The organism is Rhodococcus sp. MSC1_016, assembly GCF_023667485.2.
Classification (GTDB): Bacteria; Actinomycetota; Actinomycetes; order Mycobacteriales; family Mycobacteriaceae; genus Rhodococcus_F; species Rhodococcus_F oxybenzonivorans.
In genome coordinates this window covers 5,121,991-5,141,814 of record NZ_JAMOZI020000001.1, presented here as the reverse complement: position 1 = coordinate 5,141,814, position 19,824 = coordinate 5,121,991, and the positions used below count along the sequence as shown (strand labels likewise).

The following is a 19,824-nucleotide window of genomic DNA, read 5'->3' as shown; positions in this document are numbered from 1 at the left end:
CGGCGTGTAGGTTTTGGCGTCGTGGCAAAGAAGAGCAAGAGAAACAGTGGACCGAAGCCCGACAGTGCCCGCGCCGAGAAGCTTGCGCAGCGGAAGGCGGAACGGGAAAGTGCCGCCGCGGCCGTGACGCGCCCCTTCGAAGGCCTCGCCGCGGAATGCGACCTCGTCGCGCTGCGTGAATTCGTCCCCTCGGCAACAGCACCGCTGCCGGTGAAGGACTCCTCGCGCCCGGTGACGTTGGCGACCGTCCTGCCGGGTGCCGTGGCGGCGCTCGTCCGTGACGAAGGCGAGGACGCCACCGGGTTCGTCGGTGTGCAGGTCCAGGCACACTCTGCGGACCTCGGTGCCGACTTGGCGGCCTCCGTCGTGTGGGTTCGAGACGCCGCGGCCGGAGAATCGCTGGCCTCCGCCAACCCCGGTGCCGACACCCCCGCACCGGCCGAGGTGATCGACGCGGACGCTCTGCTCGACATCACGGTGCACCAGGATTTCAACTGGTGGATCCCCGCAGGGGTGGAACCGGCACCCGAGGTCGCGACCACGGTGCAGCACGCCAACGCGGCAATCATGCCGTCCGCGCGGGTCGAAGCCGAAGGCGTCGTGGCAGCGTGGTGGGTGGATGCGGGGGAGAAGGCCCACATCCGCTGGGTGCGTCCCGAAAACGAGGACGACCTGATGCTGGCGCTGGCGCGGGTCCACGCCACCGGCGGGCTGCACCTGGGTGAAGGGTCGCGCTATGCCGGCTCTTTCCGGACGCACGGCCTTCTCGTTCCGGTCTTCGACCTGGATCGAGAGAAGCACCCCAACGAGTGGGCAGCCGCCACGGTCGAGCTCGGTGACCGACTCGCGCAGGCGCTAGCCGTCGATGCTCCGCTCACCACCGACGAGCGTCGCGCCCGCGACGGCCTCCGTGGTCGCCAGGTCACGTTGCGCTAGGCCCTCCGGGCCCGTGAGTGGTTGAGGAGTGCAGAGACTCGCTAACCACTCACGGGCGGCGGAGCCGCCTAGATGGCGCCGCCGGCAGCGGCAGGCGCTCCGGCGGTGTCGTCGACGACGCTCATCTCGCGAGCGACGAAATCCTCCAGATGGAACAGGTTGGCGCCCGCGCGGTCGGCGATGGCGAGCAGGGTGGTCATGCTGGCGACCTCCTCGACCTGTTCCTTGAGGAACCACTGCATGAACTGCTCGCCGAGGTAGTCGCCCTCTTCGCGGGCGGTGCTCGCGAGCTGCACGATCTGCTCGGTGACCGTCTTCTCCTGCGTCAGAGCCAGCGCGATCGGCTCACGCGCATTCTCGAAGTTGCCCTTCGCGGCGTCGACACCCGACAGCTCCACGTTGATTCCGCGATCCAGGAAGTACTGGATGATCATCATCGCGTGATTGCGTTCCTCGACGGCCTGCTTGTAGAAGTGCTTGGCCAACTGAGGAAGGTCCGCATTATCGAAATAGACGGCAGTCGCGGTGTACTGGTGTGACGCGTTGAATTCGTTGCGAATCTGGTCGTGCAGCAGGGCGTGGAATTTTGTCTTGTGCGCGTCAACGGAAGTCATGAGACACACGATATAGCTGGTCAGACGGCATTGTCATGCAAGTTCTGCCTAATTATGGCAAGGGTTCCCAAACTTAATGCGGCCTAATTCGGCGCGAATTCCGCCGAATTATGGCGCACCGTTTCGGGTTTATCCGGGGTGCCTTCAGGCTCCGCTACCTGCGGTCTTGGGAGCGGTCGAATCGGCGCGCGGGGCGGCGTTCATCTCCCGGGCAACGAAGTCTTCGATGTTGAACACATCGTTGCCTGCGCGGTCGACGATGGTCAGCAGGGTGTTCATGCCTGCAGTTTCCTCGACCTGCTCCTTGAGGAACCATTGCATGAACTGCTCGCCGAGGTAGTCCCCGTTGTGGCGGGCGGTGCGGGCGAGTCTGGTGATCTGCTCGGTGACCGCTTCTTCCTGTTTCAGCGCCAGTTCCACCGGTGCCCGCACGGAGTCGAAATCCGTGATCACGTCGTCGATACCCGGAACGGTCACGGGGACGTGATTGTCGAGGAGGTACTGGATCATCATCATCGCGTGGCGGTGTTCCTCGGTGGCCTGCGTATAGAAGCGCCTCGCCAGCTGCGGGAGATGGTGGGAATCGAAGTAGACGGCCACCGCGATGTATTGCTGTGACGCCGTGAATTCGTTGCGGATCTGCTGTTGCAACAGGTGGTGGAATTCACTGGGCTTCGTAGGCGCCGACTGTGTCATGCGGCTCAGTTTACGGATGCGGCGTCACTGGCCCGTGGTGACCAGTTCGGCGGGAACCTGCCGATCCTCGGCGAGAGCGCCGAAGAACTGCGAGGCCCGTTCGTCATCCCACACCAGCACGTTCCCCGAACCGTCGACATCCTCGAATCCGGCCACCGGGACCGTGGTGGTGACCATGTCACCGCGCACGGCCCAGGCGAGCATTGCAAGGTTCCAGATGTGATCGCCCTCGTCGACGCGCAACGATTTGGCTGTGTCGGTGATCAGCGGCCAAACCCGGAACGGGTTCAACCACGTTGCCGGGCTTGTGGCTTTCGCCATCAGCGCGGCCATGAACTTCCGCTGGTGGTTCATACGGTCGATGTCGGCGAGCGCCGTTGCGCGAGTGCGGACGAATCCGAGGGCGTCCGAGCCGGACAGCTCCTGGCAGCCGGGCGCCAGATTGATGCCGGCGAGGGGATCGTCGATGGGGGCATCCAGGCACATCTCGACACCACCGATGGCGTCGACGATCCCGGCGAAACCGCCGAACCCGATCTCGGCGTAGTGGTCGATGTGCAGCCCGGACGCTTCCTCGACCGTCTGCACCAGCAATTGCGGGCCACCGAATGCGAACGACGCGTTGATCTTGTCCTCGCCGTAGCCCGGTATGGACACGTAGGAGTCGCGGGGGATGCTCACCATGGTCGCCGGCCCGCCACTGCTCGGAAGGTGCATCACGATGATGGTGTCGGTGCGGTCGGGACCGCTGTTGCCGCCGGTCGACAACTCCTGCTCCTGTTCCGGTGTCAGCCCGGTGCGGCTGTCCGACCCGACCAGCAGCCAGTTGGTGCCGGGGGTGTCGCCGACCCGGCCGTCGTAATCGGCGAGGGCGTCGACCCGGTTCAGGGAGGTATCCAGGTAGTAAGTCATGCCGGCGAGGGCAAGAACCAACACCAGGAAGAGGATGCCGATGCGACTGCCCCAGTTTCGCCGGCGTCTGGGTCTGCGTTGACGCGGTGGTTCGGGGTTGCGGGGAGGCGCGAGCGGGGGCGGCGGGTTGCGAGGGGGGCGCTGATCCGGGACATACGCCTGTCGGTACTGCGGCGCCTCGCGATACTGCGGTGGCTCACGATAGGGCTGCGGCGTCTGGGTGGGCGCGTAGCCGTCCGGGCGAGGAGGCGCGGACCGCGACAATCGCGGTTCGGGCGCCTGCGACCACGCCTGCTGCGGGGCGGGTGGGGTGCCTCGCCCGTCTCGCCGGATCACCTGGGTTCCTTCCGGAGGCGGACCTGCGGGGCCGGGGCGGGGCGCCGGGTGCCGGGGTCGCGGCGGCGGCGGTCCCGGAGATCCTCGTGGCGGAACGCGAGGAGGCGGAGGCGGGGCGGAACCGTGCGGGCCGGGAGGTGGGGTCCGGCGGTTCGGCGACTGCGGCGCGGGTCCGCCGCCCTGCGTCCGCCGAGGCGGGCGGGGCGGCAGCGGTGGATAGGGTGCGTCGCCGGTCACCCGCACGACTTTACTGGTCTCGAAGGATTACGGAATCCAGCCGACGTGGCCACGCAGGGCCGCGTAGCCGACGAAAGCCACCGAGTCGATGGTGGCGTGCGCGATCACGAGTGGCCACAGCCGGCCGGTCTTCTGCCAGTACCGGCCGAACACCACACCCATCGCCACATTGCCCAGCCCGCCGCCGAAGCCCTGGTAGAGGTGGTAGGTGCCACGCAGCAGGGCCGACGCGAGCAGGGACGAGTTCTCGCTCCACCCCAGTTGCCGCAGTCGGGTGACGAGATAGGCGACGACCAGTACCTCCTCGGCCCCCGAGTTGGCGATCGCCCAGAGGACGAGGACGGGAAGCCGCCACCAATGGTCACCGATCGTGCTGGGGACGACGGTCAGGTTGGCGCCCACCGCGCGCGCCAGCAGGTAGAAGCCGAGGCCGGGGAGCCCGATCAGCGCAGCCAGCCCGACACCCTGTACAGCGTCGGGACGCCACCGGATCCGCCCCAGCCCCACCGAGGCGAGGCTGATGCCGCCACGCCACAGGAGATACAGACCCAGCGCCGCCCAGGACAGCAGTTTCACGACACCGAGCAGCTGCCGTGCCGCATCGATGAACTGGTTCTCCGCGCGCGCGATGTTCAGCGCGACCGCTTGGTCGGCAAGGTCACCGGGCGTCAGCAGGGACTCGGTCAGCGACAGCAATCCCGACAACCCGCTGGTCCCGAAGGTGACGAGCAGGACGATCGTGATTTCGATCCACAGCCCGCGGCGTTCCCTCGCCGGCACCACCGGCATCTCGGGTGATGCGGGGCGTAACCAGGAGTCGAGCGTTGTCCGCGAGATCACGCGGCAACGCTAGCGCGCGGGTCCGTGGTTTTGCCGATCAGCCGCGGGCGCGCAGACCGTTGACGAAGGGGCATCCGACGAGCAGTCGTATCGCCCGGCTCAGCGACAGGGCGTCGTCCACCGGATTCGCGAACGGCATCCAGATATCGCGGTCACCGTTGTCGCTCTCGACGCGCAACCGCAACCCGTAGCGGTCGATACCGAGCGGTCGGATGCGTCCCTGCCTCATGTGCGGCGGAAGCTTGCGGGAGAGCAGGTCGATGAGGTCGGTGTGATCCTCGTCGAGGTGCTGAAGCCAGGCCGTTTCCATTTCCCAGAACGGGTCGGGCCTGGCCGCGAGCAGTTCGGGAAGGGAGACGGGTTCGGCGCCGGTCGAGTCGGCGACGACGGCAGACTCGAGCCGTAGCTGCAACAGCGTGGCGTCGTGCCCGACGTCGAGGAGCCCGGGATGCGGGTATTCGGAGGCGACCTCGTCCGCGAGTGCGCGGGTGTGCGCCTCGCACAGGGAGTGGAGGGTGCCCCGTAGCCAGACGAGTGATCGCACGGGTTCGCGGAGTGGAAGCGGTGAGTTGTCGGTCAGCTCCAGGACCGCGGGGATTCCGCCGCCACCGGCCAGCCAGGACAGGGTGGCTGCCGCCGAGTCGGTCGGCACCGCGACGACGACGTCTCCGCCGGCGCGCAGGTGGTGGACGGACGTGACCGTAGGAGCGCTGCCCTCGACAGCGAGTACTGCCTCCTGGGTCCGTGCGCACGAACTACGCACACGCTCGGCGGTGGTCGGTCCGGTAGTCGTGACGGGCATGGAGCCTCCTTCGGGAGCAGCGGTACTGAGGTAAACCTAACCTAATGTGACGTGCGTCGGTTGGCAAGACCACCGCAGGATTACGGTGTGAAGGTGGCAATTCCTCTTTCCCTCGGAGTTCCGCGTTCGCGCGGACCGCAGTCGCTGCTCGAAGGCCTGCTCAGCGCGGCACCCACCACCGCAGTATCCGCAGACCCCGCGGACACGATCGGCGGAACAGTCGGGCCCCGGGTGGTTCTTGCATCCACTCTGATCGGCTGCCACGGCACCGACGCGGGCCGCATCATCGTCGGCCTCGACATCGACCCCGCCGAGCTGCGTACCCGAGAACAGGCGTCCTACGAGGCGGTCCGATTCCACCTCGAGTGCCCTGCGGCGCAGCTCGGCGACGCACTCGCGTTGCGACTGCCCTCGCCGCTCGCCGTGTTCGTCGGTGACGGCGACCTCGGGCTCGCAGAATCGGCGCAGCAACTCGCGGATGCCGGACGCATCCCCGGCCTGGGCAGTGGATTCTCCATCGGTGAGGTGGCCGATTTTCTGGCGGTCCTCGCCCATGCGGATGTCGGATACGTGGCCAGAGCGCGTGACGCCGCCGAGGTGCTCGCCCTGTTGTCCGGCACCGTCGCGTCGCTGCGCGGAGACAACGTTCGGTCGGCTCTCGCCGACCCGACCGCGGAGAAGCTTGCGGCCCTCGGTCCGGAGGCGGCCGAGGCAGTCCGGGAAGTGCTGCTGGGCATCGAGGTGAGCGATCCCGTCCGGGTGAGTCGCGAACTCGCCGCCGCCGGGTTGCGATAAAGATTCACCGCATAGCGCCGGGCCGTCAACTCTCGGTGCGTAATCTCATAGGCGTGCCAAAGATCGCGTACTTCGGACCCTCGGGAACCTTCACGGAAATGGCGCTCGCCGAACTCGAGGGGGCGGGCGCCTTCGACGGGCCGGTCGAACGCGTCGCCGCGTCCAGCCCCCCGGCCACGCTCGAGCTGGTACGCGACGGTGTGGTCGACGGTGCCGTCGTCCCCATCGAGAGCTCTGTCGAGGGGGCTGTGGTGCCCACTCTGGACTCCCTGGCCCTGGGCGAACGGCTACAGATCGTCGCGGAGACCGAACTGGACGTGGCGTTCGAAATTCTGGGTCGACCCGGCATCGATCGCCTCGACCAGGTGCGGACCGTGCGCGCATATCCCGTCGCCGCCGGCCAGGTGCGGACCTGGCTGGAGAAGAACTGCCCCGACGCCGAGATTCAGACCGCTTCGTCCAATGCGGGTGCGGCCGAGGACGTCTCGCACGGTCTCGCCGACGCCGCGGTATCGACCGCGCTGGCCGGCAGGCGTCTCGGATTGCACGCACTGGCCAGCAGTGTCGCGGACGTCGCCGGCGCGCGGACGCGGTTCGTGCTCGTCACCGCCCCGACTCGGGTACCGCCGCGCACCGGTAGCGACCGGAGCTCCGCCGTTCTGCAGCCCGACAACGAACCCGGATCGCTCGTCAGCGTTCTCTCCGAGTTCGCCACTCGCGGAATCGACCTCATCCGCATCGAATCCCGGCCCGTTCGCACCGAACCCGGCTCCTACCGGTTCTTCGTCGACTGCATCGGTCACCTCGACGATCCGCTGGTCGCCGAGGCGTTCCGCGCGCTGCACCGCAAGTCGACCGTGCGCTTCCTCGGCTCGTGGCCGGCCGCGAACCCGAGTGGTCCGCCCCCGCCGTCCGACGGAGACGCGGCGGACTGGATCGAACGAATCCGTCAGGGAGACAGGGAACTGTGAGCGGCAAGCTGATTCTGGTACGGCACGGACAGACCGAGGCCAACGTCGAACGCCGACTCGACACCCGGCTGCCCGGTGCACCGCTGACACCGGAGGGGCAGGCGCAGGCCGACGCTCTCGGGGCCCGGCTCGCGGCCCGTGCGTCGCTCGCTGCGCTCGTCAACTCGGAGGCCCTGCGCGCCCGGCAGACAGCGGGTGCGGTCGAACGTGCCACCGGGCTTTCCGCCCAGACCCGCGAGGGGTTGTACGAGGCGCAGGCGGGTGAACTCGAGGATCGCCGTGACGATGAATCGCACGCCCTGTTCATGAAGACTTTCCACCTGTGGCACGCGGGTGAGCTGGGAGCCCGCGTACCCGGTGGCGAATCCGCTCACGACATCCTCGACCGCTACGTGCCGGTCGTCGATGCCCTGCGCGCGGAGTATCTCGACGATCCCGACCGATCGGGAGATGTCGTCCTCGTCAGCCACGGCGCCGCGATCCGCCTCGTCGCCGCACAGCTGGCGGATGTTCCCGGGCTGTTCGCCGCCAATAACCACCTCGCGAACACGGAGTCGGTCGAGTTGGTACCGACCCTCGGCGGAGGCTGGGAATGTGTGCGGTGGGGAACGATCGAGCCGCCGTTCGAACATCGCGTGATTCCCGGGGCCGACGACCCGATGGGATGAATGCGTTGCGGACTTCCACCCGCTGCGCGACGATGGAGAAAACCGTCCTCGAGGAGTGACGGCAATGGAATGGTTCGTAGCCGAAGACTATTCCCTCGGGCGGCTGCTCGTCACCGAGGGGCTCGCGGCGATCTACCTTGTCGCCTTCCTGGGCGCGGTGCATCAGTTCAGGCCGCTCGTCGGAAGTGACGGCATGATGCCGATTCCGCGGTTCCTGAGGGCCGTCCCCTTCGCACGTGCACCGAGTGTCTTTCACTTCCATTACTCGGATCGGTTCTTCGCGGCAGTTGCCTGGACCGGCGCCGGGTTGGCACTCGCGACTCTGCTGGGTGCGACGCAATTCATGCCGCTTGCCGCCTGCATGCTGGTGTGGTTGGTGCTGTGGATTCTCTATCTGTCGATCGTCAACGTCTCGCAGATCTGGTACAGCTTCGGATGGGAGTCGCTACTCCTCGAAGCCGGATTTCTGGCGATTTTCTCCGGTAACTCCTCCGTCGGTCCGCCGATTCTGGTGCTGATCGCGGTGCGGTGGTTATTGTTCCGGCTCGAGTTCGGCGCCGGACTGATCAAGATGCGCGGCGACAAATGCTGGCGTGACCTCACCTGCCTCTACTATCACCACGAAACCCAGCCGATGCCCGGACCGCTCAGCTGGTACTTCCACAGAATGCCGAAAAGACTTCACCGGCTCGAGGTGTTGGGAAATCATTTCGCGCAATTAGTGATGCCGTTCGGGCTGTTTGCGCCCCAGCCGGTGGCGGCGATCGCCGCGGCCGTCATGATCGTCACTCAACTATGGCTGGTGGCGAGCGGTAACTTCTCCTGGCTGAATTGGATCACGATCGTGCTGGCCCTGTCGGTCATCCCGGACAGCGTGTTCGAGATGCTTGTGCCGGTATCGCTCCCGGAGGGAAGTTCGTCGGCGCCGCTGTATTTCGTCGTCCTGGTGGTCGCCGTGACAGCGTTGGTGGTGGTGCTGAGTTACTGGCCGATCCGCAACATGATCTCGCACGGTCAGCGGATGAATGCGTCGTTCAACTCGTGGCATCTGGTGAACACCTACGGCGCCTTCGGCAGCGTCACCAAGGTTCGGTACGAAGTGATCGTGGAGGGGACATCCGACTCGGCGATCACCGCGCAGTCCGAATGGAAGGAATACGAGTTCAAAGGAAAACCGGGCGATGTGAATCGCCGGCCACGGCAGTTCGCGCCGTACCATCTGCGGCTCGATTGGTTGTTCTGGTTCATTCCGATCTCGCCGGGCTACGCCGATCCATGGTTTCCCGCCTTCGTGGAGCGGCTGCTGAGGAACGACCGCGACACGCTGAAACTGCTGCGCCACAATCCTTTCCCCGACGCCCCACCTCAACATGTGCGTGCGCGTCTGTACCGCTACCGGTTCACCACGTGGAAGGAGCGCCGCGAGACGGGGGCGTGGTGGAAGCGTGAACCGGTGTAACTCAGTGCAATCTGAACTCAGTGCAATCTGTCGGCCAGGAACTCGAGGGCCTGGCGCAGACGTTGTGGTGTACCCGGGCTCAGGGAAGACCAGGCGACGCCGTGCGCGGACACGCTGGACGTGCCGACGATTCGCCCCTTGTGCGTGTCGAATACGGTGACGGGACCACCGACGGGGTCGTACTGCCCGTCGCCGTACACGATTCCCACGATTTCGGCGTAGGTGTTGCAGGTTGCCATCGCGGTGCCCACCGCGGTGGCGTCGGGCGGCGCGACACCGAGTGCGGTGAGGCCGGCAGCGAGAGCTTTACCGTCGCCCCCCGCGTCGAACACCTCACCGAGTTGGGCAGTGGGTGCGTTGACCACGCCGAAGTCCATCGGCTCGGCGGTGCCGAGGGCAGCGATGACCGGCGCGAAGACGTCGAAGCCGGCGTCCTGCACCACGTAGGTGTCGCCGGCGCGCATGGTGAGCACCGACATGGTGTCGCCCCGGGAAACACACAACCGCGAGATGGTTCCGTCGACGTACCAGCGCAGAGCAATTTCCCACCGCGGGCGGGCAAGAACTCGCAGTCCCGAAGCAAGCTCGGCGCGAACCTCACCGCCCGGGAGGAGGTCCCGGGCGGTGAGGCCGGCGACGGCGTCGTGAAATGCTTTGCCCCTGGCTTCGTACGAGTCGTACCGCGGGCCGGCGTCGAGCACCACCGGCAGGACGTCGAGCGCGAGCCGGTCCACGAGGACATCCATCTCGTCGAGGCTCAGGGTCACCGCTGGCAGGGTCGGTCCCGCCTGGGTGCCCAGGTCTATCAACGTCCGCTCTCCGGGTGGTCGGGGTTGGCGCCGATCACCGAAGGAATGACCGTACGTCCGTCGGCGAAGTGCTCGAAGTTCTTCAGATAATCGGGGGTGTCCCGTTCTTCGTCGTCCTGCGAACCGGCCGTACCCGCGCCGCGCCCGCCCATCATGGGTCCGCTACCCGTTGCTCCACGTGCCGCGGTAGCGGGATTCATGTCGGTCCGGACGTCTCCGATCACTGCGCCGGGTGTGGCCGCGGGCGCTCCGGGCCGAGCACCCTGGCCCAGGGCATCTGTCTTTCCCCAGCCCTCGGGAAGAGTCGCACCGCCGGCTCCCGTCCCGGCGCCGAGCGCACCGGCCGACGTCCGTGCAGCCGCCGTCGACGTGGAAGCTGCGCCGCCACCGCTGTACGAGCCACCCGACAGCATCGGCGCACCAGCCATCATCGGGGTGGCCGCCGAGCTGGTGGCTGCGGACAGCGCCGCCCCACCGATGTTGCTCGCCGCAGACGTGGCGGTGGACACGGTGGTACCGGCGATACTGCCGACCTGCGATGCGGCGGTGGTGACCGCGGGATTCTGACCGGCCGCCATCAGCGCGGCAGCAGCGGCCCGTGTCGGGTCGAAGTTGCCGTCCTGCGGGACATCCTCGAAGGTTCCGACCTCTTTGGAATCGGCTTTGGTGACGATGCGCGGGGGCTGCTTGTACGTGCGTTTGAGCGCGAGGATGTTGGATGCGGCCTCGTACCCCTCCATCACGAGCCCTGCCCGGATGTCCATCGCCCGGTCGGCGGCCTCGGCGACTGCCGCGGAGCCGTTGAGGGCACCGCCCGTCGAGTAGGCGGTGGCCTTCGCGGTCTTGACTGCCACGATCTCGGGAATGCTGGGCATGATGAGCGCGGCCGTCGTGTATGCGCCCGCCTCGAGTCCGGCCTTGACGGCGGTGTCTGCCGCCAGTTCGGCGCACTCGGCCGTCCATACCGTGAACGGCGTGATCTTGGCGAGTGCGGCCACGGCCGATACGCCCTGCCAGCCGGCGGCAAGCTCGGCCATCACCCGAACGAGCGTGAGGTTGGCGTCGACGAAGCTGGTGGACAGCGCAGTCCACGCAGCGCTCGCCACGCTGAGCGGCACAGGGCCTGCGCCCGCGATGAGCGTGGTGGAGTTGACGGTGGCCCCGCGGGGCAACCAGATGACACCTGTCAGTCCCATGGTCATGTGCGATTCTCCTACTGGTCTCGAGGCGTTCCGGTCACATGCCCGCAGCGAGCGACGCGCCCAGGGCAAGGTCCTCGGCGGCGTACAGAGCGGCTTGGGTGCGGAGCGTGTTCGCGGTCTCCCGCATCTCGAGAATTCCTTGTGCGACAGCAGGAGTGAACGTTCCTGCGACCGTGTTGAAGTAACCGGCGGCATGGAGGGAGACTTCTTCGCTCCCCGACGGGAGTACCCGGATTGCTGCGGAGTTCAGTGCGACCGAAGCCTCGAGGCGCGCGGCGAGCGCGTCGAGTTCCACGGCGGCGGCGACAAGAGCTTCGGGTGCGACGTGCAGAGCTGGCATTGCGTCGAACTCCTTCTGACCTAGGCGGGTGCGGAAGGCAGCTGCCCCCCGGCAAGCGAACTGCATGGTGCAGCGTCCCTACTTCCTTGGACGCTGCCACGCGCTCTTCGGTTCCCCCCGATCCCGAGAAAAAAATTCCCGGGAAAACCGTTCATCCCCAGCCGAGCTCGTGCAAGCGATCTTCTTCTATCCCGAAGTAGTGTGCAACCTCGTGGATCACGGTGACGGCCACTTCGTGAACGACTTCCTCCTCCGAACTGCACATTTCGAGGAGGGCGTCGCGGTAGATGGTAATCGTATCGGGTAGCGAACCGCCGTAATGACTGTCCCGTTCGGTCAGCGCTATTCCGTGATACAGCCCGAGAAGATGCGGATCGTCCTCGTTGCGGTCGTCGACGAGGACGACGACGTTGTCGATTGCGGTCGCGAGTTGAGGCGGAATCAGATCGAGCGCGTCCCCGACCAATTCCTCGAATCGGTCGGGCGTCATCAGAACCGGCACGTCAGGGCCCGGGAACCGGAGCTGCACCGGGAAGCGGCGTCGGCATCGACCTGCCCTCCGGAGTAGGCGGTGGCGGTACCGGCGCCGCGCCGTTGATCAGGATGTCGCCCTTGGCGGACCCGGTGATGGTCGAGAAGCCGCCGGTGTCGGTCTCCTTGCCCACCGAACAGTTGATGCGCCTGCTGCCCGCCAGCCAGCTGTCGAGTTCCAGGTTGTCCCAGAACAGGGTGAGGGTCTTGTTCCGCAACGCGTCCGCCGAGCCGAGAAATTCGTTGGACGCCTGGGTGCACACGCCCTCGAGGTACTTGTCCTGGTCTTCGACCGACGGCATCGAACCCGGGAACTGGGTGCCGAGGTCGACCACGGAGATCACCTCGTACGCGTGAGGCTGCACGCAGTCGACGGGATCGGTGGGGACATTCTGATTGATGCCGATGCAGGTGCCGGGATCCCAGACATTCGATTGGTCCTGCTCGGCCACCCGCCCACTGAAAGGCAGCAAAGTGCCTGCGGTGCCGGAGAATTGGAGACCGCACCGCAAGGTGCGCTCCCCGGCGGTCCAGCCTGCCTCGCTGGGGAACATGAGACCGACGCTGAACTTCCCGTAAGGGTCGAAACGCGCACCCAGGTAGGTCTCGACGGCAGGCACGCAGTGCTCGTCCCGCAGCTCGGCGAACCGCAGGGCGCCCGGGTAACGCGACCCCGGCCCGAACTCTGCGCCCGGGTAGACACTGAGGTCCAGTGGGGCCGCCACCTCGAAACGGTGCTCCTCGGCGCAGTCGACCTTCGCGACGTCCTTGCGATCCTCTTTCGGGTCGTTCGACGGTGTCCAGTCGAGGCAGTCGCCGGCGATCGCCGATGCGAAAGCCTCCCCTTCCACCGACGCGGTGGCCTGGGGCCCGGGATCGCCCGAGTGGGTGGGAAGATTCTCGCTGCGGTCGAACCCACCTGCGATCGCGAAGGTCGCGATCGCCGCGACCACGGCGCCGATCGCGACAGCAGCGAGCGCGCGACGCGTCGTGGTCGCGGACATGGTGCGGGGTGCCTTGGTCGGTTGCCCGGCGTTCCCGGGCTGCGGTTCGGCACCGTTCGGCTGATCTGAGGACATCGTTTTCCATCATGCCCGTTCCGGTGCGAGAAGCAGAACAACTCCTTCGATCAGGTTCGCGGCGGGGGTAGCTTCGAGTGCCATGAACGACCATTCGCAGCCCTCCGCCGAACCTGTGGATCCGGAACTCCAGGAACTCGCGGGCCGGGTGTTCGATGCCGCACGCGCGGGCGACGCAGTGGCGTTGGCCACGTACATCGACGCCGGGGTCCCGGTGAACCTCACCAACCAGAACGGCGACACCCTCGTCATGCTGGCCGCCTACCACGGCCATGCCGAGGCGGTCCAGGCTCTGATCGACCGCGGTGCCGACGTCAACCGACTCAACGACAAGGGTCAGTCACCGCTGGCAGGGGCGTTGTTCAAGGGTGAGGACGGGGTGGTGCGCACCCTCGTCGCGGGCGGTGCCGACCCCACAGCTGGGCACCCCACCGCGGTGGACGCCGCGCGCATGTTCGGCCGGGAAGATCTCCTGAGCCTGCTGGAACCGAAACCCGAATGAGCGCTCCGGAGGCGCCCGGTAGGGTTTGACACCGTGATTGACCTGAAGTTCCTCCGCGAGAACCCCGACGCCGTCCGCGAGTCGCAGCGCACCCGCGGTGAAGATCCTGCGTTGGTCGACGCGCTGCTCGAGGCCGATGCGTCCCGTCGCGCCGCGGTACTCGCCGGTGACACTCTGCGCGCCGAGCAGAAGGCCTTCGGTAAGAAGGTGGGCCAGGCGTCCCCCGAGGAACGGCCCGCGCTGCTCGAGGGGTCCAAGGAACTCGCGGCCAAGGTCAAGCAGGCCGAGGCGGAGCAGCACGAGGCGCAGGCCGCGCTCGATGCCGCGCACCGGGCGATCTCCAACATCGTCCAGGACGGCGCCCCGGCCGGTGGCGAGGACGACTTCGTCACCCTGGACACGGTCGGCGATGTCCCCACGTTCGACTTCGAGCCCAAGGACCACCTCGAGCTGGGCGAGTCGCTGGGACTGATCGACATGGAACGCGGCGCGAAGGTGTCCGGCGCCCGGTTCTACTTCCTCACCGGGTTCGGCGCCATGTTGCAACTCGGAATGCTGCAGCTCGCCGCGCAGAAGGCAATGGCCAACGGGTTCCAGATGATGATTCCCCCTGTGCTGGTGCGCCCCGAGATCATGGCGGGCACCGGATTCCTCGGCGCCCACTCGGACGAGATCTACCACCTCGCCGACGACGACCTCTACCTCGTCGGAACCTCCGAGGTCCCGCTCGCCGGATACCACTCGGGCGAGATCCTCGATCTTTCCGCAGGCCCGAGGCGGTACGCGGGCTGGTCGACCTGCTTCCGCCGGGAAGCAGGCAGCTACGGCAAGGACACCCGCGGAATCATCCGGGTCCACCAGTTCGACAAGGTGGAGATGTTCACCTACTGCAAGCCCGAGGATGCCGACGCCGAGCATCAGCGTCTGCTGTCCTGGGAGCGCGATATGCTGGCTGCAATCGACGTCCCCTACCGGGTGATCGACGTCGCCGGGGGCGATCTGGGTTCCTCGGCTGCCCGCAAGTTCGATTGCGAGGCGTGGGTGCCCACCCAGCAGGCGTACCGCGAGCTCACGTCCACCTCGAACTGCACGACGTTCCAGGCGCGGCGCCTCGGTGTGCGGTACCGCGACGAGAACGGGAAGCCGCAGACTGCCGCCACCCTGAACGGCACGTTGGCCACCACGCGGTGGATCGTGGCGATCCTGGAGAACCACCAGCAGTCCGATGGGACGGTACGAGTGCCGGAGGCGCTGGTGCCCTTCGTCGGTACGGACGTATTGAAGCCGTAAAAAAATACTGTCCGTTATGCAAGGCTACCCTTGCATCTCCGCCCGAATGATGTAACCCTTACCTAATCAGATAGTTCGCGTAAGGGAGAGCCACATGTTCGTGTGCATCTGCAAGGCCGTCACCGAAACCGAGGTGCACGAGCATGTGCACGACGGTGCCGACACTGCAGATGCCATCGGTGAGCGATGTGGAGCCGGATGGGGGTGTGGAACCTGCGTCAACCGCCTCGAAGAAATTCTCTGTGCGTACGCGGAGCGTAATCGCACAGCTGCCTGACAACTGACACCACGATCCGCTGCGGAGAGTGGTCGAGCCTGATACGGTCGCATTAGTCCCGGCGACCGGAGGTTGTCATGCGCGGTAACGACGAGGTAATCGCTCTTCTCAACGAACAGTTGACGAGTGAGTTGACGGCAATCAACCAGTATTTCCTGCACTCGAAGATGCAGGCCAACTGGGGTTTCACCAAACTGGCGGCCAAGACGCGTGCCGAATCCATCGAAGAGATGATTCACGCCGAGATCTTGACCGACCGCATCCTCTTTCTCGAGGCGCTACCGAACTATCAGAAGCTGCTTCCGCTGCGCATCGGACAGGACCTGCGAGAGCAGTTCCACTCCGACCTCGCGGTCGAGCTCGAGGTGGTCGAACGCCTGCGCCCCGGAATTCAGATGTGCCGGGAGAAGGGCGACGCGACGTCGGCGAAGCTGCTCGAAGGCATCCTCGCGGAAGAAGAGGAGCACATCGACTATCTGGAGACTCAGATCGAGTTGATGGACAAGATGGGCGACCAGCTGTACATGGCCCAGCTCGTTGATCAGCCACCGACGGCCGGGTAGTCGATCGACGAAAACCGCGCGACTCGCTGGGCGCTCTGTGTAAAAATAGGCGCGTGAGATACCCCGCCGCTCAGCCTTGACCCAGCTCCCAGCGATCGCTCACCGTCCGCGTGGTCGGTTACACCGCCACTCGTGACCTCATTCCGCTTTTCGGTCTCTACGACCTGCTGTTCGCCGACCACGGCCTCAGCGTCGGGCAGATTTCGTCGCTACTCGTCATCTGGTCCGTCGTATCGTTTGTCGCCGAGGTGCCGTCGGGCGCCTGGGCCGACACCGTGTCCCGGCGTGGACTGCTCGTCTTCGCCTCCGCCCTGTACACCGCGGGATTTACCGTGTGGGTGGTGGCGCCGTCGTATGCAGGCTTCGCAGCCGGATTCGTGCTGTGGGGCATCAGTGGTGCCATCCAGTCCGGAACGTTCGAGGCACTGCTGTACGACGAACTTGCCTCGCGGGGGAAATCGGAGAGCTTCGCCCGGCTCCTCGGCTACGCCAACTCCGGCGCCATGGCGAGCAACCTCGTCGCCACGCTGACCGCCGCGCCGCTCTTCGTTCTTGGCGGTTACACACTGGTCGGATGGGCCAGTGTCGCTGCGACGGTGGTGCACGGAGGCTTCGCACTACTGCTTCCCGCTGCGCCGAGAGCAGCCGACGCGGACGAAACACGGGAAGTGGCAGACGGGCGCGGACTGCTGTCCCGCTACGCCGGGATGCTCCGGGCCGGCGTCGGGGAGGTGTCGCACGACACGGTGCTCCGCCGAGGCGTGGTGCTGTCGTCGGTACTCGTCGGATTTCTCGCCTTCGACGAGTACTTCGGCCTGCTCGCCCGCGACGGTGGCACCCCGACGGCGGCGGTGCCGTTGCTGGTGGCCATCACCGTCGCCGGCCAAGTGGTGGGTACCGCGGCGGCCGGCCGGACGGCGTCGATGCGAGCGGTGACGATGAGCCGTGTCATCGCAGCGGGTGCCGTATTGCTCGGTGTCGGAGCCCTTCTGGGTGGTGTCGCCGGGTTCGCGGCAATCGGCGTGGGCTACGGCATCCTCGGCAATGCCATGATCGTGTCGGAAGCTCGTGTGCAGGACGCGATCACCGGTCCGGCGCGGGCCACCGTCACCTCGGTGTCGGGGCTGTTCGGCGAGATCACCGCACTTCTGATCTACGTGGGTTTCGCTGTCGGTTCGACGTGGTTCTCGGTCACCACACTCGTTGCCGCACTGGCTGTTCCGGTGCTGCTGTCGGCGGTCCTGGTGCGCCGGTGGCTGCCACCGGTTCGGCCGGACACACCCACCGTCGGGTGAATGTACCTTTCGACGCCTCAGATGCGCCGAAAGGTACATTCGCCCGAGCGGTCAGAGCTTGCTGGACCGCAACTCGTGGCCCTTCGACGTCTTGCAGCGACCCGACTCGAGGTCCCACTGCCAGCCGTGCAGGTTGCAGGTGAGATTGGTGCCGTCGACGACGCCGAACTTGGACAGGTCGGCCTTGAGGTGCGGGCAGCGACGCTGAATCTCGTAGCCGCCGAGCTCGATCGACGCCGAGTCGTCGTGGGCTTCTGCGAACCAGCCGTCGGCGTAGGCGATGCGCTCGTCGGTGAGGCACTTGAAGAACGTGTACAGGAACTCGTTGTATCCGCCGACCCGCCACGCCTCGAAGCGGGTGGACAGGAAGATGGTGTTCACCCAGTCGGGTTCGTCGTCCCGGAGCACGGTGCGGACCAGTTCGGGCGCAATACGGAAGCCGTAGCGGTATTTGCCGTCCTTCTCCCCGCGCGGACGGACGATGCGCTGCGGGAAGTCGAGGACGACGGTCTCGTCACCCATCACCAGACCGACCGGGTAGCCGATACCGTCGCAGATCAGGTCGGACTGCTTCATGATCGGCTCGAACTTGGCCTTGAGCGCCTCGAACAACGGTTCGCCCTCGGCCGGGGCCCAACCCGACTTCTCGGCGGCCAGGACCGGAGCCATCCGCTGCGCCATGTCCTCGATGTACCCGGCCTTGTCGGCGAAGATCTTGTCGACCTCGGCATCGGGAATGGGGTGCGTCAGGGTGAGCGCACTGCCCTTCACATCCGCGGTGGACCCCGGGATCATCAATATCCCGCCGTCGTTGCCGTGAATTTTCATCTGCTCGAGGAACGTGATCTGGTCGGGGAAGATGTTTCCCTCGTCGCCGCGGTCGTCGTTGAGGTAACGCAGCTCGTCGTCCAGGAACACCGGCGGACCTGCCGAGGGCACCACCCAGGTGGCGTCGACCTGCTCGATGTAACTGCGACACCGATCCATGCCGCGCTGACGCTTCTGCTTGCCGAAGTTGGCCTTCGTCTTGGTGGGAATGTCGTAGACCATCGGGTACCAGATGGCGCCCGAGTACTGCAGCAGGTGGATGTCGATCTTGCCGAACTCGTCGTGCAGGACGTCCATGTCGACGGGCCGGGCGTCGTTCATGTTGAAGCACGTCGTCTCGCCGTCGGACACCACGAGACCGGAGTCGCCGATCGGTCCGTCGGCGGGCGCCCGCAAGGCGATGATCATGATGTCCAGGTCTCCCGGCGCGAGCGGGGCCTGCGGAGCGACCTCGATTCCTGCCCCGTTGATCCTGTGCTTGACCGAATCCTCGGTCTCGAAGAATTTATGGAATCCGAGTGCCTCGAGTTCCCGTTTGAGGTCCGGCACCGGATAGTCGGGGAGCAGAACGATGGCGTCCTTGTTGACGTGCTTGCTCAGGTTCTCCGGATCGAAGTGGTCCTTGTGCAGGTGCGATACGTACAGGTAGTCGCAGTTGCCGAGGGCGTCCCAGTCGAGCTGGGTGTTGTCCGGGAACGGGAACCACGCCCCGAAGTACGCGGGGTTCACCCAGGGGTCGCACAGGATCGATCCTGCCTCGGTTTGGATGTGAAATCCGGCGTGGCCGACGCTGGTGACCTGCACTGGTATGCCTCCTGAAGAGCTGAGCGACTGTTCCAGGGTAGGCGGCTGCGCCACCTGTGCGCCTTTCCGGTAGCCCCAACAACCAAAAAGGCGCACGGGCGGCGGAGCCGCCTACGTCACTTCGCCCAGGCAGTAGCCGTCCTGGCCGATCGACAAGGTGACCTGCTTGGTCTTCGTCACACCCGAGACATCGGTGACCGGGACCGTGACGTTCACGTAGTCGCCGCGGACCGGTGTGGTGGTCATGTCGTCTGCCGCGAACGCTGTGGTGCCGGCCAGAACGTCGGGGCCCTGTTTCAGCGGTGGCTGTCCGCCGTTCCCCGACCCGGACGGGTCCCACGGACTGAACCCGGGGCAGATCAGGGGATAGGCGGCCTCGGTGTCGGCCGGGCTCACCGGTCGTCCCGCCTCCCGCGACAGGAACCTCGCCACCGCGTGTTCGGCGTCCGCCGGGGTGTAGACGTCGGCCGTCCCGGCGGGATGGACGTGCGGGCAGGCGTACCCCGACGCGATTTCGCTCCGCTTGACCGACACGGTGGTGCCGCCACCTGTCCACGACACGGAGAACTGCCCGTCGACACCGGGTTGCGCGAGGGCCCGCAGCACTGCGCCGGTGTCCTCGTACTGTTCGGCCATCTGAGCCGGCGGCAGCGTCCAGCAGGTCGAGGCGAGCCCCTCGGGATCCGTGACGAGGTCGAGAGCCCAGGCGCGGACGGCGTCGGCGGCCTCGGGATTGCCGGGGACCTCACCGACAAGCACCTGCGGGGCCGGCCGGGCCGGGGTGGGAGGCACGGTGCCGGGACTGTCGGCGGTGGAGGTGGGGGCAGCCGCGACTTCTGCCGCCGCGACTTCTGAAGTCGCAACGTCTGCCTCCGCGGCGTCCACGGGGATGCCGGACTGGGAATCGCAGGCCGCCGCTGAGGCGAGGATCCCGACCACGAGGGCGAATGTGTGTGCGGGCGCGAACGCCCCCCTGCCCGTGCGGCCCATTTCCTTCACACGCCCTCCTGCCGACTCCCCGCCGAGCGTCCGTTCCCG

The 19,824-nt window shown here is 66.4% G+C and carries 22 protein-coding genes; 10 read left to right on the top strand and 12 right to left on the bottom strand.

The features are described from left to right. Positions 1 to 21 precede the first annotated feature (21 nt). Complete coding sequence (locus L1080_RS23960) at positions 22 to 936, top strand: DUF5926 family protein (protein WP_250765798.1); 915 nt, start codon at positions 22 to 24, stop codon at positions 934 to 936. 68 nt (positions 937 to 1,004) lie between these two features. Here the strand turns inward: L1080_RS23960 and L1080_RS23955 are convergent, their stop codons facing one another. From L1080_RS23955 to L1080_RS23935, 5 genes are all read right to left on the bottom strand, one after another. Next, positions 1,005 to 1,550, bottom strand: coding sequence for a ferritin (locus L1080_RS23955; RefSeq protein ID WP_159918778.1), 546 nt, complete (start codon positions 1,548 to 1,550; stop codon positions 1,005 to 1,007). A 144-nt stretch (positions 1,551 to 1,694) separates the two neighbouring features. Beyond that, entirely contained in the window at positions 1,695 to 2,246 is a 552-nt protein-coding gene (locus tag L1080_RS23950) for a ferritin (RefSeq protein WP_159918779.1), read from the bottom strand. Positions 2,247 to 2,270: 24 nt separating this feature from the next. Continuing rightward, the gene (locus tag L1080_RS23945; RefSeq protein WP_268962533.1) at positions 2,271 to 3,494 is read right to left on the bottom strand and encodes an LCP family protein; all 1,224 of its coding nucleotides are present in this window, start codon (positions 3,492 to 3,494) and stop codon (positions 2,271 to 2,273) included. 264 nt (positions 3,495 to 3,758) lie between these two features. Continuing rightward, a complete protein-coding gene (locus L1080_RS23940) occupies positions 3,759 to 4,571 on the bottom strand; it encodes a CPBP family intramembrane glutamic endopeptidase (RefSeq protein WP_250765795.1) in 813 nt (270 codons plus the stop codon). 37 nt (positions 4,572 to 4,608) lie between these two features. Next, on the bottom strand, positions 4,609 to 5,373 hold the full coding sequence (locus L1080_RS23935) for a DUF2470 domain-containing protein (RefSeq protein WP_250765792.1): 765 nt from the start codon (positions 5,371 to 5,373) through the stop codon (positions 4,609 to 4,611). 93 nt (positions 5,374 to 5,466) lie between these two features. Here L1080_RS23935 and L1080_RS23930 point away from each other — a divergent pair, with 93 nt between their 5' ends. The 4 genes from L1080_RS23930 (at position 5,467) to L1080_RS23915 (ending at position 9,266) form a co-directional block, all read left to right on the top strand. Beyond that, positions 5,467 to 6,168, top strand: coding sequence for a hypothetical protein (locus L1080_RS23930; RefSeq protein WP_250765790.1), 702 nt, complete (start codon positions 5,467 to 5,469; stop codon positions 6,166 to 6,168). Between the two features lie 53 nt (positions 6,169 to 6,221). Further along, positions 6,222 to 7,139 (top strand): prephenate dehydratase, encoded by a 918-nt coding sequence (pheA, locus tag L1080_RS23925; protein WP_250765778.1) that lies wholly within the window; start codon positions 6,222 to 6,224, stop codon positions 7,137 to 7,139. After that, positions 7,136 to 7,807: a histidine phosphatase family protein gene (locus tag L1080_RS23920; RefSeq protein WP_250765775.1), complete on the top strand. Its 672-nt coding sequence runs from the start codon at positions 7,136 to 7,138 to the stop codon at positions 7,805 to 7,807. Before pheA ends, L1080_RS23920 begins: the two co-directional genes overlap by 4 nt. Positions 7,808 to 7,871: 64 nt before the next feature. Beyond that, positions 7,872 to 9,266: a lipase maturation factor family protein gene (locus L1080_RS23915; protein ID WP_250765772.1), complete on the top strand. Its 1,395-nt coding sequence runs from the start codon at positions 7,872 to 7,874 to the stop codon at positions 9,264 to 9,266. A 17-nt stretch (positions 9,267 to 9,283) separates the two neighbouring features. Here L1080_RS23915 and L1080_RS23910 read toward each other — a convergent pair whose 3' ends face one another. From L1080_RS23910 to L1080_RS23890, 5 genes are all read right to left on the bottom strand, one after another. After that, entirely contained in the window at positions 9,284 to 10,033 is a 750-nt protein-coding gene (locus tag L1080_RS23910; RefSeq protein ID WP_250765769.1) for an ESX secretion-associated protein EspG, read from the bottom strand. 38 nt (positions 10,034 to 10,071) lie between these two features. Then, entirely contained in the window at positions 10,072 to 11,277 is a 1,206-nt protein-coding gene (locus L1080_RS23905) for a PPE family protein (protein WP_250765703.1), read from the bottom strand. Positions 11,278 to 11,311: 34 nt separating this feature from the next. Further along, positions 11,312 to 11,617, bottom strand: a complete 306-nt coding sequence (locus tag L1080_RS23900; RefSeq protein WP_159918788.1) for a PE family protein — start codon at positions 11,615 to 11,617, stop codon at positions 11,312 to 11,314. Positions 11,618 to 11,768: 151 nt separating this feature from the next. Further along, positions 11,769 to 12,119 carry a metallopeptidase family protein gene (locus L1080_RS23895; protein WP_109326000.1) on the bottom strand — a complete coding sequence of 117 codons (351 nt, stop codon included), beginning with the start codon at positions 12,117 to 12,119 and terminating at the stop codon, positions 11,769 to 11,771. Position 12,120: 1 nt separating this feature from the next. After that, positions 12,121 to 13,227, bottom strand: coding sequence for a septum formation family protein (locus L1080_RS23890; protein WP_250765700.1), 1,107 nt, complete (start codon positions 13,225 to 13,227; stop codon positions 12,121 to 12,123). Positions 13,228 to 13,309: 82 nt separating this feature from the next. Here L1080_RS23890 and L1080_RS23885 point away from each other — a divergent pair, with 82 nt between their 5' ends. From L1080_RS23885 to L1080_RS23865, 5 genes are all read left to right on the top strand, one after another. Then, a complete protein-coding gene (locus L1080_RS23885; RefSeq protein WP_250765697.1) occupies positions 13,310 to 13,729 on the top strand; it encodes an ankyrin repeat domain-containing protein in 420 nt (139 codons plus the stop codon). 33 nt (positions 13,730 to 13,762) lie between these two features. Continuing rightward, on the top strand, positions 13,763 to 15,019 hold the full coding sequence (serS, locus tag L1080_RS23880) for a serine--tRNA ligase (RefSeq protein WP_250765694.1): 1,257 nt from the start codon (positions 13,763 to 13,765) through the stop codon (positions 15,017 to 15,019). A 94-nt stretch (positions 15,020 to 15,113) separates the two neighbouring features. Continuing rightward, positions 15,114 to 15,296 (top strand): (2Fe-2S)-binding protein, encoded by a 183-nt coding sequence (locus L1080_RS23875; RefSeq protein WP_159918792.1) that lies wholly within the window; start codon positions 15,114 to 15,116, stop codon positions 15,294 to 15,296. 77 nt (positions 15,297 to 15,373) lie between these two features. Further along, on the top strand, positions 15,374 to 15,859 hold the full coding sequence (gene bfr, locus L1080_RS23870; protein ID WP_109326014.1) for a bacterioferritin: 486 nt from the start codon (positions 15,374 to 15,376) through the stop codon (positions 15,857 to 15,859). A 110-nt stretch (positions 15,860 to 15,969) separates the two neighbouring features. Continuing rightward, entirely contained in the window at positions 15,970 to 17,154 is a 1,185-nt protein-coding gene (locus L1080_RS23865; RefSeq protein ID WP_250765691.1) for an MFS transporter, read from the top strand. 51 nt (positions 17,155 to 17,205) lie between these two features. Here L1080_RS23865 and L1080_RS23860 read toward each other — a convergent pair whose 3' ends face one another. Further along, positions 17,206 to 18,786 carry a Rieske 2Fe-2S domain-containing protein gene (locus L1080_RS23860; protein WP_250765688.1) on the bottom strand — a complete coding sequence of 527 codons (1,581 nt, stop codon included), beginning with the start codon at positions 18,784 to 18,786 and terminating at the stop codon, positions 17,206 to 17,208. 111 nt (positions 18,787 to 18,897) lie between these two features. Beyond that, a complete protein-coding gene (locus L1080_RS23855; RefSeq protein WP_250766537.1) occupies positions 18,898 to 19,776 on the bottom strand; it encodes a hypothetical protein in 879 nt (292 codons plus the stop codon). Positions 19,777 to 19,824: the final 48 nt, after the last annotated feature.